12 protein-coding genes are annotated in these 14,371 nt (G+C 56.4%); 9 read left to right on the plus strand and 3 right to left on the minus strand.

The genetic code is table 11. From position 1 onward, the window contains the following. Nucleotides 1–20 precede the first annotated feature (20 nt). The gene (locus tag MHI24_RS12190; protein ID WP_340025882.1) at nucleotides 21–1,187 is read left to right on the plus strand and encodes an N-acetylmuramoyl-L-alanine amidase; all 1,167 of its coding nucleotides are present in this window, start codon (nucleotides 21–23) and stop codon (nucleotides 1,185–1,187) included. Nucleotides 1,188–1,231: 44 nt separating this feature from the next. Here the strand turns inward: MHI24_RS12190 and MHI24_RS12195 are convergent, their stop codons facing one another. Further along, nucleotides 1,232–2,809 (minus strand): response regulator, encoded by a 1,578-nt coding sequence (locus tag MHI24_RS12195; RefSeq protein ID WP_340025883.1) that lies wholly within the window; start codon nucleotides 2,807–2,809, stop codon nucleotides 1,232–1,234. Between the two features lie 26 nt (nucleotides 2,810–2,835). Then, on the minus strand, nucleotides 2,836–4,665 hold the full coding sequence (locus MHI24_RS12200) for a sensor histidine kinase (protein ID WP_340025884.1): 1,830 nt from the start codon (nucleotides 4,663–4,665) through the stop codon (nucleotides 2,836–2,838). A 209-nt stretch (nucleotides 4,666–4,874) separates the two neighbouring features. Here MHI24_RS12200 and MHI24_RS12205 point away from each other — a divergent pair, with 209 nt between their 5' ends. The 6 genes from MHI24_RS12205 to MHI24_RS12230 all read left to right on the plus strand — a co-directional run bounded on the left by MHI24_RS12205 (nucleotide 4,875) and on the right by MHI24_RS12230 (nucleotide 10,978). Continuing rightward, complete coding sequence (locus tag MHI24_RS12205) at nucleotides 4,875–5,765, plus strand: sugar ABC transporter permease (RefSeq protein WP_340025885.1); 891 nt, start codon at nucleotides 4,875–4,877, stop codon at nucleotides 5,763–5,765. Next, entirely contained in the window at nucleotides 5,765–6,601 is an 837-nt protein-coding gene (locus tag MHI24_RS12210) for a carbohydrate ABC transporter permease (protein WP_340025886.1), read from the plus strand. The genes MHI24_RS12205 and MHI24_RS12210 overlap by 1 nt, the downstream gene beginning before the upstream one ends. A 106-nt stretch (nucleotides 6,602–6,707) precedes the next feature. Next, a complete protein-coding gene (locus MHI24_RS12215; RefSeq protein WP_340025887.1) occupies nucleotides 6,708–8,024 on the plus strand; it encodes an extracellular solute-binding protein in 1,317 nt (438 codons plus the stop codon). A 239-nt stretch (nucleotides 8,025–8,263) separates the two neighbouring features. Then, nucleotides 8,264–8,800: a sigma-70 family RNA polymerase sigma factor gene (locus tag MHI24_RS12220; RefSeq protein WP_340026667.1), complete on the plus strand. Its 537-nt coding sequence runs from the start codon at nucleotides 8,264–8,266 to the stop codon at nucleotides 8,798–8,800. Continuing rightward, nucleotides 8,787–9,998: a DUF4179 domain-containing protein gene (locus tag MHI24_RS12225; RefSeq protein WP_340025888.1), complete on the plus strand. Its 1,212-nt coding sequence runs from the start codon at nucleotides 8,787–8,789 to the stop codon at nucleotides 9,996–9,998. Before MHI24_RS12220 ends, MHI24_RS12225 begins: the two co-directional genes overlap by 14 nt. Nucleotides 9,999–10,024: 26 nt before the next feature. Further along, nucleotides 10,025–10,978, plus strand: a complete 954-nt coding sequence (locus MHI24_RS12230; protein ID WP_340025889.1) for a DUF5643 domain-containing protein — start codon at nucleotides 10,025–10,027, stop codon at nucleotides 10,976–10,978. Nucleotides 10,979–11,070: 92 nt separating this feature from the next. Here MHI24_RS12230 and MHI24_RS12235 read toward each other — a convergent pair whose 3' ends face one another. Beyond that, the gene (locus MHI24_RS12235) at nucleotides 11,071–12,366 is read right to left on the minus strand and encodes an Nramp family divalent metal transporter (protein ID WP_340026668.1); all 1,296 of its coding nucleotides are present in this window, start codon (nucleotides 12,364–12,366) and stop codon (nucleotides 11,071–11,073) included. 286 nt (nucleotides 12,367–12,652) lie between these two features. Here MHI24_RS12235 and MHI24_RS12240 point away from each other — a divergent pair, with 286 nt between their 5' ends. After that, on the plus strand, nucleotides 12,653–13,357 hold the full coding sequence (locus tag MHI24_RS12240; RefSeq protein WP_340025890.1) for a response regulator transcription factor: 705 nt from the start codon (nucleotides 12,653–12,655) through the stop codon (nucleotides 13,355–13,357). After that, nucleotides 13,354–14,355 carry a sensor histidine kinase gene (locus MHI24_RS12245; protein WP_340025891.1) on the plus strand — a complete coding sequence of 334 codons (1,002 nt, stop codon included), beginning with the start codon at nucleotides 13,354–13,356 and terminating at the stop codon, nucleotides 14,353–14,355. Before MHI24_RS12240 ends, MHI24_RS12245 begins: the two co-directional genes overlap by 4 nt. The last annotated feature ends 16 nt before the right edge of the window (nucleotides 14,356–14,371 follow it).

A 14,371-nucleotide genomic window follows, 5' to 3' on the forward strand; every position in this document is an offset into this window, starting at 1 on the left:
GGAAATGAGGCTTTTTGGTTATGAAAAAAATACATACCGCACTCCTGGCAGCCTGTCTGCTCACTACTTCTGTGCTGCCTGTATTACCGTCTTCTACAGCCTATGCGTTCTCCGCTTACAGCGCCAAAGTATATGCAAGCTCCCTGAATGTCCGCAGCGAGCCTGCGGCGGGTGCCGTTGTCACCGGCAATCTGGCGGGCGGCGCGGTCGTTACCGTCACCGATGAGCAGCACGGCTGGCTCAAGGTCCGGGCCGGGTCCGTCTCCGGCTGGGTCGCCGGATACTACCTGAAGCGCACCAGCGGAGCGGCAGCTTCATCCGCCGGAAGCTCATCCGGCTCCGGCAGCGTGAAAGCGCCGGTCAAGACCTCTGCGGCTTCCAGCGGGACAGCCTCCGTTACCGCCTCCTCGCTGCGCATCCGGGGCGGACCGGGAACCTCCCATGAAGTGGTCGGCTCTCTTCAGTCCGGCGACAAGGTAACCATTCTGCTCCGCCAGGGGGAATGGGCGCGGGTCCGCACCGCCGGAGGAATGGTCGGCTGGGTAGCCGGCGAATACCTGTCAGGCGGGGGCATCCGCAATGTAAGCACAAGCACGGCTGGCTCCGGTAGTACAAGCCGGAGTGTTGTACGGAAGTCCGGCAGTATCCGCGGCAAGCTGATTGTAGTCGACCCCGGCCACGGCGGCAGCGACCCCGGGATGCTCGGCACCACCTATGACACGATGGAGAAGGATCTGACCCTGCAGACCTCACTATACCTGCGGGATTATCTCACCGCCAAGGGGGCCAGAGTCGAATTGACCCGCACCCGCGGGGACCAGAAGCCGGCCCTGTCCCAGCGGGTGCAGCTCGGGCTGCGGCTCGGTGCGGACGCTTTTGTCAGCATCCACTATAATTCCTCGCCGAAGAATGTCTCCGGCACGCTGACGTTCTTCTATTCCGAGCAGAATGATCTGCGGCTGGCAAGGGCCATTGAGACCCGGCTCGGCCAGGGCATCGGTCTGCGCAGCAACGGCCTGTCCTTCGGGAATTATCATATTCTGCGGGAGAATCCGCTGCCGTCAACCCTTGTGGAGCTGGGCTTCCTCAGCAATCCGTACGATGAATCGGTGGTGCGCAAGGCATCCTACCAGCGGAAGGCAGCCCAGGCTGTCGCCGAAGGGGTCGCAGACTATTTCAGCAATTAACCCTTAACCCCACAAAGCGGGGCTTTAGCTTCGATGATGACTCTCTATTCAGATACCGAATTGCGGTACTCTCTCGGCGTGACTCCGGCAGTCTTTTTGAAGACACGGCTGAAATACTTCTCATCCTCATAGCCCACCAGCTCCGCGATCTGCGCCAGGCGCAGGTTCGTGTTCTGCAGGAGGGCTTTTGCCTTGTCCACCCGCAGGCCGGTAAGATAGTCGGACAGGTTCTCGCCGGTAATCTGCTTGAACTTGCGCGATACATTCTCCCTGCTGATGAAGAAGCGTTCGGCAATATGCTGCAGCGTCATCTCCCGGGCATAGTTCTGATTCAGATATTCTCTGATCTCCTGGACAAGCCGGGTGTCCGGGGCCTGTACGCTGCCCTTGGACAGCCGGTGCAGCAGCGCCTTTAGCCGGCTCTGCCAGCTCTCCGCCGAGAACAGCCCGCTGGCATCATAACAGGTCTCCAGGCTGATCTCCTCCTCCGGCCGCCAGCGCTTCAGCACGGACGCAATCTCCGCCTGCTGGCGCAGGAGGCCGCTCTCTGTAAGCAGACTCTGGCCCGCCAGATGGTCCGCCCACTCCTCCACTACCCGGTCCATCCGCTCCAGATCACCGGACAATACTGCCATTCTAAGCTTCTCCAGCTGCTCCTCCAGAGCGTAGTCTTCCAGAGGCCTACTTCCGTCTGCCTGTTCCCTGAACAGATGGATACGGCCTTCCCGCTGCAGGAGATTCCGCTCCTTAAGCCCCTGGCGTGCCTGCTCAAAAGCCTGCCGCAGTCCCTCCGGCAACGGCTGCTGCGGACTAAGTCCGATATCCATCTGGACGCCGAACGCCTGGCAGATCGCATCGTTCATACCGAGCAGCACCTTCTCCGCCTCCGCCGGCGCGTTCCATAGCAGGACGACAAGCTCGCCGCCGCCCTTCCAGCTGCGGAAGGCGTAGCCGCTCTGGTCAGCGGCCATCACCTCATTGCAGACATTGGCCAGCACGAACGCGGTCAAGGCCACATCGCCGTGGAACCGCTGCAACAGACCGCAGTCTGCGCCTTGCAGCGAGATGACGGCCACCCGACAGCCGGAGGCGCCGATCGGCATCCCCAGCTCCGCACAGAGCGCCAGCTTCTGCTCATGGAAGGAGGCCTCACCGCACACCAGATCGGACAGCAGCTTCTCCCAGTAGAGCGGACGCAGCGCATTGAGCTGCATGAGCTGCTGCTGCCGCCGCTTCCGCTCCGCCTCCTCCTCCATCCACAGCTTGAAGGCATGCTCCGCAGAGGCGATGAGCTGCTTGCTGTTCAACGGCTTCAGCAGATAATCCGTCCCGCCGTAGACAATCGCCGGCTTCACGTAATTGAAATCCTGATAGCCACTGATGACAATCGTCTTCGTATGCGGATAGTGGCGATGCAGCCATTCCAGCAGCTCTGCCCCGTCCATCAGCGGCATCCGCATATCCGTGAACACCACCGCCGGCTGGTGCTCCTGCATGATCCGGGTCGCTTCCTGGCCGTTCACGGCCTCATAAATAGCGGTGATATTATATTTATCCCACGGTACAAAGTAACGGATGGCCTCCCGCACATGCTTCTCATCATCTACAATCAGCACCTTCATAGCAGCTGCTCCTTCATCCCAAAATGTCACTCCTGCCCGGCTTCAAGGGGAATAATCAAGGTGACCGTAACCCCTTGCCCCTCCTGATTATTCTCAAGCGTCATACCGGCTCCGCTGCCGAATTGCAGCCGCAGACGCGCCAGCACATTATACAGCCCGATCTGCTCATCCTCCGGCCGGCCGCTGCTGCGGAGTCCGGCGGTAATCTCCCCGAGCCGCTCAGGGCTCATGCCCTTGCCGTTATCCTTAACCGAAAGCACCAGCCGCGACTCACCCTCAAGCTTACAGGTGATGCCGATCTCCGCCTGGTGGATGCCATCCGTGAAGCCGTGCTTGAAGATGTTCTCGACCAGCGGCTGGAGAATCATTTTGGGCAGAACCGTCTCCAGCGCCTCTTCCGTGGCCTCGGTCACCAGCTGCAGATTCTCTTCACCGAAGCGCTCCTTCATAAGTATCACATAATTCCCGACATGCTCGATTTCATCCCGTAGCGGTACCTGAGTCCGTTCTGTATTCATCGAGTAGCGCATCATGCTGCCGAGCGAATAGATGAGCTCATACACCTGCGGTGCGTTGTAGCGCAAGGACAGGCTGGCGATGGACTGGAGGGCATTATAGAGAAAATGCGGATTCACCTGGGCCTGCAGCGCCTTCAGCTGATTCGTTGTATTCGCCAGCTCCAGCCGGTACTCCTTCACGATCAGATCGTTGATGGTGCGGGTCATGCCGGTGATTTTGCGGGTCAGCAGCCCGAATTCATCCTCCCGCTCCACATCCATCTGGGCATCGAGCTGTCCGGTCTGCACCTTCTGCGTGAACTGGATCAGCTTCTTGATCGGCCGGGTGAAGCCGACCGAGATCAGCACGGCGGTGATTCCGCCAATCAGCAGGAACAAGAGGCCAATGCCCATATTGAACCGGGTGATTACCCTGGCATCGCCGTACAAGTCCTCATAAGGCACCAGCTTGATAATGCTCCCCCGGAACAGCGGGTCCTTGATGTGCCTGTACATGACAATTCCCTTGAACCCGTCCTTCTTCCAGGTAAAATGGCCGCTCTCGCCGCCCGGAAGCCGGCTCCAGCCCGTCTCAATCCGCTTGCCCACCCAGTCCGGGTCGGAGGCGAATAAGGCTTGTCCCTGTTCGTTCAGCACATACAGCCGCTCCGTACCGGAATTGTACATCGACTGGACGATGCCCTCCAGCTCATCCAGCCTGTAATCGACCGACAGGTCGGCCAGCACGCTGTCACTGGGTGTCTTGTAGAGGGGAAAATGCGCAGTGAACACCGGAACGGTCCCGGGCTTCAGATTAGGGTTGGGGGAGCCGGATTTCACACCGTACTGGTGGTTCATATGGGTGACCTCAATATAAGGGCGGTAAGTCTCTCCGGGAAGCTCTGCTCCGGTGTATTCCACGTTCTCTTCCCGGCGGAACAGCCCGCCCAGCAGCAGGTTGGACTGCCTCGCCGCTCTTACATACAAATGGATCTGGAAGGTATTGCGGTCCGAGAGGAACAGATTATAGAGCTGGGTGGAGATGACCGCGCGGTTATCCGGCAGAATGACGCCGGGGGGCGCCTGTGCAGGGCTTTTGGCGGTAAGCAGCAGGGTGTAGAACGAGCTTGGCACATTGATTCCGCTGTAGAGGGACATCGCCCGCTGGTTCATGCCGCTGAAATAATTGCTCAGATTCGCCTCCCCCAGCGTCAGCAGCTTCGTATTCTGCTTCACCGACTGCTCGGTAACGGACTGCCGGGTATAGAGGTAGGAGAAGGTGATGGAGATGCCGGACGGAATTACGGAAGCCAGCAGCACCAGTGCCATCAGCCGTGTCCGTATGCTGTTTCTGAACATGGGGACCCTCCTGAACATAGTCTGGGTGCAGTATCACCCTGCCTTAAGCCTACGCCTATTCTTGCAGATCATCCGCCCCTCGCGCAACCCCTGCGCCGGCTGCAATATAATCCACTTTTATCATCATGAAATTGAGTGTCGGGGCTTCCCGGGTCTCCCTATAATGGAGCTGTGAACCAAGCAGAAATATGAACCAAAGGAGATTCCTTATGCGAAAAGCCCATTCCCTGCACAGAGGCTGGGGACAGCAAATTGTCTTTCTCGGACCCTGCCTGCTCTTTTTCCTGACCATTGTGGTGACCCCATTCCTGCTCGGCTTCTACTACTCCTCCACCGACTGGAACGGGCTGGATCTGGACAAAGCGGTCTGGACCGGCGCGGCCAACTGGAAGCGGATCTTCCTGAATGACGACAAGTTCTGGGAATCCCTGCTCTTTACGCTCCGCTTCACTGTAATCTCCGTAGTCGCCGCCAACCTGCTGGCGCTGCTGCTCGCCTTCATGCTAATGACCACGCTGAAGACGAAGAAGCTGCTGCGTACTGTATTTTTCATGCCCAATGTGATCGGCGGTATTCTGCTTGGCTACATCTGGCAGTTCATCTTCACCAAGGGCTTCGCCACGATCGGCGAGCTGACCGGGATCTCCTTCTTCAAGCTTCCCTGGCTGGGAACGCCCGGCACGGGCTTCTGGGGGCTGGTCATTGTGTTCGTCTGGCAGACCGCCGGGTACATGATGGTCATCTATATCGCCGCACTGGCCGGGATTCCGAAGGATCTGACTGAAGCAGCCCGGATTGACGGCGCGCGTGCGCCGCAGCTTTTCAAAAGTGTGTATGTGCCCCTGATTATGCCGGCGATCACGATCTGCCTGTTCCTGACCACCTCGAATGCGTTCAAAATGTTCGATCTCAACCTGTCCCTGACCAAAGGCGGACCGGGCACCTCGACCCAGTCGCTGGCCTATAACATCTACGCCGAAGCATTGATCAACAACCGGTACGGCCTGGGTACAGCCAAAGCGCTGCTTTTCTTCGCCGCCGTCTCCCTGATTACGGTCACGCAGGTGTGGCTTACTAAGCGAAAAGAGGTGTCCGCCTAATGAACAGCAGCAGATACCGTCCCCGGAACTTCATGCTGGAGATTATCGCTATTCTTATGGCGCTGGTGTTCCTGTCTCCCTTCTATCTGGTGCTGAGCAATTCGGTCAAGGGGCTGAAGGACATTCTGATCGACGCGGCTTCGCTGCCGCAGGTGTTCCACTGGGATAATTATACGAAGGTGTGGGAGGCGATCGACTTCCCGCAGGCTTTTCTGAACTCCCTGCTATTTACGGTGCTGAGTGTGATCTTCATTGTCCTGTTCAGCTCGATGGCCGCTTATCAGATTGTACGGAAGCCGACTCGCTTCAACTCCTTCGTCTTCCTGCTGCTGGTCTCGGCGATGATTATCCCGTTCCAGTCACTCATGCTGCAATTGGTCCGGGTGACCAGTATGCTGGAGCTGCGCGGAGAATTGTACGGCATTATTGCCTGCTATCTCGGCTTCGGGATGCCGCTGTCGGTGTTCCTGTTCCACGGATTCATTAAGACGGTCCCTCTGGAGCTGGAGGAAGCGGCGCGGGTGGACGGCTCCAACCCGTACGGCGTGTTCTTCCGGATCGTGTTCCCGCTCTTGATGCCGATTATTGTCACCGTCATTATTCTGAATACGCTCTGGATCTGGAATGACTACCTGCTGCCGGTGCTTGTGATCGGAGGCAACAAGGATCTGACCACCCTGCCGGTGGCGGTGACCAAGTTCTTCGGGCAATACACCAAGAAGTGGGACCTGGCGCTGGCCGGTCTGGTGATGGCCGTAACGCCGATCCTCTTGTTCTTCCTGTCCCTGCAGCGTTATATTGTGGAAGGTGTTACGACAGGCTCCATTAAGGGCTAAGCCCTTGCAACAATATCCACCTTTTCGAGCAACATATGAAGTGTAAGACCGCGCTCTATTCATTTACGATTGAATTGCAGGAACCACAGACCAGGGAGGTTATTCTATGAAAAGAAAGTTCGCGTTCATTATCGCGACCGTATGCACTTTGCTTGTTGCAGGCTGCGGGAATAGCGGCAATTCGGGTTCTGGAAACAACGGAAATGCTGCGGGAACTCCCGGCGCATCTACCGGGACCGCCGCACCGGAGGCCAGCGCAGCGCCTGCCAAGGATGTTACAATCAAGATGTTCCAGTTCAAGGTTGAGATTGCCGAGCAGCTCAATGCGCTCGCTGAGGAATATGAGAAGGAGACTGGTGTGAAGGTCGAGGTCGAGACGCATGGCGGCGGCGAGGATTACGGCGCGCTGCTCAAAGCGGAGATTGCCTCCGGCTCGGAGCCTGAGATTTTCAATAACGGCGGGTATACTGCTCTTGTCCCTTATATGGACCGCGCCACCGATCTCAGCAATGAGCCTTGGGCCGCTAATCTGATTCCGACCGCCAAGACGCCGGCAACAGTGGATGGCAAGCTCTATGGCATGCCGATGAATGTCGAAGGCTATGGCCTGATCTACAATAAGGATCTGTTCGCCAAAGCGGGGATTACGGAAGAGCCGAAGACGCTCCCGCAGCTCAAGGACGCCGCCGCCAAGCTGAAGGCCGCCGGAATCACCCCGTTTGAAGCGACCAATGAATGGTGGTCGATGGGGATTCACCTCGTCAACGTAGGTCTGGCTCACCAGCCCGATCCGAAGCAGTTCATTGAAGACGTCAAGGCCGGGAAGCAGACGATCAAGGGCAATGCTGTATTCAAGCAATGGCTGGATCTGGTCGATGTAATCTTCGGCAACGCCCAGGATAACAAGATGACTACCGATTATGCTACCCAGGTGGCCGAATTTGCCTCCGGCAAGGCCGCGATGATGCTGCAGGGCAACTGGACCCAGGGCGACATCGACAAAATCGACCCTAACCTCAATCTGGGCATCCTCCCGCTGCCGATTAGCGATCAGGAGGGCACCATTCTGGTCGGCGTGCCTAACAACTACATCGTGAACAGCAAGTCCGCTCACCCGGAAGAAGCCAAAGCCTTCCTGAACTGGCTCGTCTCCTCCGAGACTGGACAGAAGTACCTGACTAAGGAATTCAAATTCATTCCGGCAGAGACCAACATCACCGCAGATCCGGCGGATATCGGCCAGGTGGCCGTTGCCGTGCAGGAGAAGTCCGCCACCGCCCTCGGCTGGAACTGGGATATGTTCCCGGACGGTGTGACCCAGGGCTTCGGGGCAGCGATGCAGGAGTACCTCGGCGGCCAGCTGAACCACGATCAGCTGCTGGAGAAGCTGGATAAGGCTGTACAGGATATTGTGAAGCAATAGCTTATAGCTTTTATGAAGAATCAGACTAAGAAGCGGCAGAATGCGTTAGAATAATAGCTATCCTCCAACATGCAGCTATAGAGCGTGAACTTGAGAATGAGAATTTCATTTTCAGGTTCATTCTTGTATAGCTGTATTTTACATTTAAAAATTTTTTCGTGCAGATATAACATTTCGCCGGGGTAGTCCATCTAATCTTACAGAGGGCCCTCAAAAAGGAGATGAAATTCTTGAAGAACATGGAACAGGAAGTCAGGCTGGCGCAGCAGGGAGATCGTGAAGCTTTTATCCGGCTGTTTCGCAAGCTTGAACCTGAACTATACAGCTTAGCCAGAACCATTGTCAGACGGGATGAAGATTGTGCAGACGTGTTTCAGGAGACGACACTGAAGGTGTATCAATCGCTGCATACCCTTCGCAAGCCGCAATATTTCAAAACCTGGGTGATCCGGATTCTGATTAACGAATGCAATCAGCTGCTGCGCAGCCGTTCCCGGACCGTTGCCATGCCGGAGGTGCCGGAGAGAGACTCCGGCGACCACTATTACGAGAACAGCAGCAAGCTGGATTTAGCCGAGGCGGTGAACCAGCTCGACGAATCGCTGCGGATTGTGGTTCATTTGTTTTATTTTCAAGACCTGTCAGTGAAGCAGATCGCAGACGTACTGGATATCTCAGGAGGTTCGGTTCGGGCACGTCTGCACCGCGCACGCGGGATACTGGCCGAAACCATCAAAACGACAAGAGGGGGAAAGCTCATTTATGACAACATTTAAATGGGAACAAGAGCTTAGACAAGAAGGACAAGCCCGGCTGCAGCCAGTGCCGGAGCTCATCCGGACACGCCAGGATGGCGTTTACGCTTCACTGGCCGATTTACCTGCACCCGGAGCCGGCCCAAGACGCAGACAGACCCGTAAGGCTATCGCCCGTACGGCCGGCGCTGCCGCTGCAGCCGCTATTATCGGCCTGATGGGCAGCGCCTATGTATCGCCGGTTATGGCGAAGTCGCTGAAAGAATGGCCAGTGGCCGGAAGTATTTTCAAAATGGCTGGTGACCTGGGGCTGCAGACCGCCGATGTGCGGGGGCTCGTTGCCGATCCGGGAGTTAAGGTTACACATGACGGGATTACGCTGGGCATTCCGCAGGTGATGTATGACGGAATACGGCTGTCGCTGGCCGTCCAGCGGGAAGGACGGGAGCTGCCGGGCGGCTTGTCTGAATTCAAGCATACCGGCGAAGGCGAAGACGCCAAGCTGGTTTATCCGGTGGGCTCTATTAAGGATTTCGAGATGTTCATCAATGGCACTCCTCTGAGAGAAATGGAACCCGAGCAAAGGCCTTCCATGGTTGGAAAGTCCTCCTCCGATCCCAATTCGATGCTGTTTGAGCTGACCAGCTTCTCCAACCAGAACGCTGAGGCCTGGATGCCGGACCGGTTCAACCTTACGGCCAAGTTCACCATGGAGGGCGTAGCGGAGCCGTTTGTGCTGGAGCTGCCCGTAGAGAAAAATGCAGCCCGGCTGATTCTCCCCGCTACGGAGGAACGGACGGCTGACGGTGTAAAGCTCACGCTGGAGCAGCTAAAATTCACACCAGTTTCAACCGCCGTAATGGTCCGGATCGAACAGGCAGGCTCCTCCGGGAAGCTGGATCCCGGTAACCTCATGCAGGAGCTGTGGGATGATCAGGGCCGTCCGGTCCAGTTCGTTTCGGGACTGGGGCTATACGAGGCTGACGGCAGCAATCCGACCGAGCTGATCTTTGACCGGCTGGAGGATGTGCCGAAGGAGCTCATCTTGAAAACCTTTGTTCCGGAGTTCAAGGATAAGGACAAAGGATCTGGCTTGTTTGCCTTGGACAGCCAAGGAAATGTAATCAAGCACGAGATTGAGGCGCTGCGGATTACCGTTCCGGTTGACTATGACGGACTGAAGAAGCTCTATGAAGGGGACAGTCTAAAGACACCTTAAATGAATATACATGGGAGGAACAAATCTTGAACCAATGGATTAGAATCACCGGGATTGCCGGACTGACCTTATCATTACTGGGAGCAGGCTTTGCGGATAATCATCGTGCAGGCGCTGCCCCTGCCATAGGAGCGGCCGTTCAGAAGGCTGCTCCGGCAGCAAGCACCGTTACGCAGGACGGTATTTCATTAAGCCTGGGCAAGTCTTTTTACGATGGAAATATGATTGAAATCAACCTCAAGCGCAGCGGCAAAAACCTCTCAGGAGGCATAACGGAGAGCCGGTGGGATGCAGCTTCAGAGAGTCTGGTGCTGAAAAAGGGGGCGATTCAGAACGTTGAGGTGCTGCTGAACGGCAAAACCATCCGCGCAAGCAGCGGGGCCCCGCTGGCCACTCAGCCTTCAGCGCTCTTAAGCCCCGGGGCAAACGGTGATACTGCCGTTCTCCGCCTGTCGGACGCTTCCTGGCTGGGACCTAACCTGGCGGCTCTGCCGGATACGGTCCGAGTAACCTTGAAGGTCAGCCTGGAAGGAATTCAGAAGCCTTATACGCTGGAGGCTTCGCTCCAGAAACAGCCCAAAAACCAAACCGTTCTAAAGCCTAACCTCTCCAAACGTGACGGGGCGCTTACGGTTACTGCCGCCAAGGTGAACCGGACGGCCACCTCGGTCCGGCTGCAGCTGATCATGAAGCAGGTCAAGCCGGAGTCCATGCCGCTCTTCGAGGTGTATGATGATAAGGGAAAGCTGGTAGAGACCCTGATGAGCCGGGGAACCGATGACAACAGCAAAAATGGTGACTACTATTATGATATCCATCTTCAACCGCTTGATCCCGGCGTCAAAAGCATCACGCTTAAGCCCTTCTATCCTGAGTTTAAGGAGCCTGGTGCAACCTCAGGCCCGTACAAGCTGGACGGGAACGGCAAGCTCGTTAAAAAAGCGGTCAAAGCGCTGGAGATGAACATCCCGGTGAAATAGCCGCACTCTTTATAGACCTCTAAGTTAGACAAAACGGCCGGTTAAAGGACTTATCCTTTGACCGGCCGCTTTGCGTATTTTGTGATGACTTGTTACACGAACATCTCTGCTACCAGGAACAGGTTCAGCGCTACGACCAGCCCGGAGATCATCCAGCCCAGGATTGTGGTCCACCGGCGGTTGACCAGCCCCTTCATGATCTCGCGGTTGCTGGTGAAGATGACCAGCGGAATCAGCGCGAAGGCAATCCCGAAGGACAGCACCACCTGGCTCATCACCAGGGCGCTGGTCGCATTGATGCCGAAGGCGATAATGGCCAGCGGCGGAATAATTGTAATCGCGCGCCGGAGATAAAGATTGATTTTCTTGTTAATGAAGCCCTGCATCACGACATCCCCGGCCATCGTGCCGACCGACGAGCTGGACAGTCCGGCAATCAGCAGTCCAAGACCGAAGGAGACCGCAGTGACAGGTCCGGCCAGATTGCGGAACTGGGCGAAGGCGACATCCAGATCCTCGACGACCAGCCCGTTCTTGAAGAACAGTGCAGCCGCAACGATCACCATCGCCATATTCACCGCTCCGGCAATCAGCATGGCAATCAGTATATCGATGAATTCCAGCCGGAAAATCTGCTTCTTCTCCCGCTCATCCGCCCCGACAATCCGGCTCTGGGTCAGCGAGGAGTGCAGATAAATTGCATGGGGCATTACAGTAGCCCCGAGAATCCCTGCTGCCAGCAGGATGCTGTCCACGCCCTCGAACTTAGGGGTGAACATCCCGGTTATAACACTGCCTGCATCCGGCTTCGCCACAATAACCTGGAACGCAAAAGCGAGTACGACGATCATCACCATCCCGGCAATCCCGGCCTCCAGGGTACGGTAGCCGCGCCGCTGCAGCTCCAGAATGGCGAATGACCCTACTGCGGTAATCAATGCCGCCGGCAGCATCGGAATGCCGAACAGCAGATAGAGTCCGAGCGCTGCGCCGATGAATTCCGCCAGATCGGTAGCGATAATGACCAGCTCACTCTGAATCCACAGGAAGACCGACACGCCCTTCGGGAACCGCTCCCGCGCCACCTCCGGCAGATTCTTGCCGGTGGCAATGCCAAGCTTGGCGGATAAGGATTGTATCAGTACAGCCATCAGATTCGAGGCAAAAATAACCCATAACAGCAGATACCCGTATTTCGAGCCTGCGGTAATATTGGTGGCGAAATTGCCGGGGTCCAGGTAAGCTACGGAAGCGATGAAGGCCGGGCCCAGAAAAGGAAGAAGCCGCTTCAGCCCCTTCACATCCCCGTTCAGCACCGATTGTGCCGAATGGTGATTGGTATGGCCTTTAAATATAGGAGATGATTCTACTGCTGTGTTCTGCTCCATCATGTTCTGTCCCTCCTTTTGCCCGGAAAAAGTTGTCTTCACACACGAAAGTTTCCCGGGTGCAACATTTGATCTGGTCTTATTATAATCCTCTGCATGAGAATTGTAAATGGCTTTTCATTGATTTTTCATGCGCCGCCTCAACCCATATTATGTAAGGCTGCTCGGTTGAGTGAGGCTCTTGCCTTGTGTTATTACCCGCACTGCCTCCATCCGTCAACTTCCCTTAGACCTCCTGCCATGTTATATATGTACTTAGCTGAACAAGATAAGGAGAGCCTTAATAATGTCGAGAATTCTGATCGTGGAAGATGATCCGAAGATTGCAGATCTGCTGCTGTCAGCGATAGAGAAGTATGGTTATGAGGGGGTTAGGACCAGGGACTTCCGGCTGGTGCTGCAGGAATTCGAACAGGTGCGGCCGGATCTGGTGCTGCTGGATGTGAATCTGCCCAGCTATGACGGTTATTATTGGTGCCGGCAGATCCGCAATGTGTCTACTTGCCCTGTGTTGTTCATATCAGCGCGGGACGGAGAGATGGACCAGATTAGGGCGCTGGAGAACGGCGGGGATGATTATATTACGAAGCCCTTCCACTCCGGAATTGTACTGGCCAAAATCCATAGTCATCTCCGCCGGGCTTACGGGGAGTATGCCGCCAAACGCGGGGAGCTGATGCTGGAGAAGGCAGGACTCACGCTGTACCTGGAACGGCTTGAATTGCAGTATGGACAAGCAGCCGTAAGCCTTACCCGCAAGGAAGCGGATCTCACCGAGAGCCTGATGGAGCGTTATCCGCGGGTGGCCAGCCGCGAAGCGCTGCTGGAGAAGCTGTGGGACCCGGAGGCTTTTGTGGATGAGAACACGCTGAATGTGAATATTGCCCGGGTGCGGAAGAAATTTCAGGAGCTCGGGCTGGAGGATGCCGTGCTTACGATCAGAGGCTCAGGCTACCGGCTGAATCCAAGCTGGACTGAGGCTAAGCCATGAGGCTGTTTATCCGTGAACATGCTCTATTGTTGGCGGTTCAGCTGATGCAATTCGCTGCGATACTGTCTATTTACTGGCTCGACGGCTACCGTGATCTGCCGACTGCGCTGTATGCAGTCTTCATCGGCAGCTTCTTTCTCGGCTGCTATCTAATCTATCAATATTTCAGCAGGCGGCGTTATTATGACCGTCTTAGCCGGCCGCTGGAGACGCTGGACGAATCCTTCCAGACGCTGGAGGACAAGCCTGTCTCCAAGGCGCTGGAGCAGCTGCTGCACTCCCAGTACCGCCACTATCAGCAGCAGCTCACTGCGGTGAAGCTCCAGCAGGAGCAGCACTTAACCTTCATCGACCAATGGGTGCATCAGATGAAAACACCGTTGTCTGTCATTGAGCTGACGGTCCAGAACATAGACGAGCCGGAGTCCGCCAGCATCCGTGAGGAGCTGGAGCTTATGCGCCGCGGGCTGCACACCGTGCTGTACATGGCCCGGCTGCGGGCGTTTGAACAGGATTTTCACATTAAGCCTGTGCTCCTGCCGAAGCTGGTCAGCGAGACCGTCCATGATCACAAGCGGCTATTCATCCGCAACTCTATCTTTCCCGAGGTGAAGGTCTCCTCCCCCGGCATTACCGCCCAGAGCGATGAGAAATGGCTGTTCTTCATGCTGTCCCAACTGATCAGCAACGCCATTAAGTATTCCGCAGCAGCGGACAAGACGGGCAGCGGACAGAAGGTTACGATATCCTGCTATACCCGGGGAAGGGATGCAGTGATTGAAGTCAAGGATCAGGGCATCGGCATTCCGAAGTCTGACCACAAGCGGGTGTTCGCCCCCTTCTTCACTGGTGACAACGGGCGGGGACTGCGGGAGTCTACGGGAATGGGGCTGTATTTGACAAAGGAGGCGGCCGACCGCCTCGGGCACCGGCTGGAGCTGGAATCGGCGGTGGGTGAGGGTACGGTAATCAGGATTATTTTGACGGCCCAGCCTTAGCTTACAGACGTGTAAT

The organism is Paenibacillus sp. FSL K6-1096 (assembly GCF_037977055.1).
Classification (GTDB): domain Bacteria; phylum Bacillota; class Bacilli; order Paenibacillales; family Paenibacillaceae; genus Paenibacillus_AQ.

What these genes read in the sequence shown, in the direction of transcription:
- MHI24_RS12235 (WP_340026668.1), bottom strand. Translation starts at nt 12,366, where the DNA reads ATGGAGCAGAACACAGCAGTAGAATCATCTCCTATATTTAAAGGCCAT.
- MHI24_RS12225 (WP_340025888.1), top strand. Translation starts at nt 8,787, where the DNA reads ATGACAACATTTAAATGGGAACAAGAGCTTAGACAAGAAGGACAAGCC.
- MHI24_RS12200 (WP_340025884.1), bottom strand. Translation starts at nt 4,665, where the DNA reads ATGTTCAGAAACAGCATACGGACACGGCTGATGGCACTGGTGCTGCTG.
- MHI24_RS12215 (WP_340025887.1), top strand. Translation starts at nt 6,708, where the DNA reads ATGAAAAGAAAGTTCGCGTTCATTATCGCGACCGTATGCACTTTGCTT.
- MHI24_RS12210 (WP_340025886.1), top strand. Translation starts at nt 5,765, where the DNA reads ATGAACAGCAGCAGATACCGTCCCCGGAACTTCATGCTGGAGATTATC.
- MHI24_RS12245 (WP_340025891.1), top strand. Translation starts at nt 13,354, where the DNA reads ATGAGGCTGTTTATCCGTGAACATGCTCTATTGTTGGCGGTTCAGCTG.
- MHI24_RS12190 (WP_340025882.1), top strand. Translation starts at nt 21, where the DNA reads ATGAAAAAAATACATACCGCACTCCTGGCAGCCTGTCTGCTCACTACT.
- MHI24_RS12220 (WP_340026667.1), top strand. Translation starts at nt 8,264, where the DNA reads ATGGAACAGGAAGTCAGGCTGGCGCAGCAGGGAGATCGTGAAGCTTTT.
- MHI24_RS12195 (WP_340025883.1), bottom strand. Translation starts at nt 2,809, where the DNA reads ATGAAGGTGCTGATTGTAGATGATGAGAAGCATGTGCGGGAGGCCATC.
- MHI24_RS12205 (WP_340025885.1), top strand. Translation starts at nt 4,875, where the DNA reads ATGCGAAAAGCCCATTCCCTGCACAGAGGCTGGGGACAGCAAATTGTC.
- MHI24_RS12240 (WP_340025890.1), top strand. Translation starts at nt 12,653, where the DNA reads ATGTCGAGAATTCTGATCGTGGAAGATGATCCGAAGATTGCAGATCTG.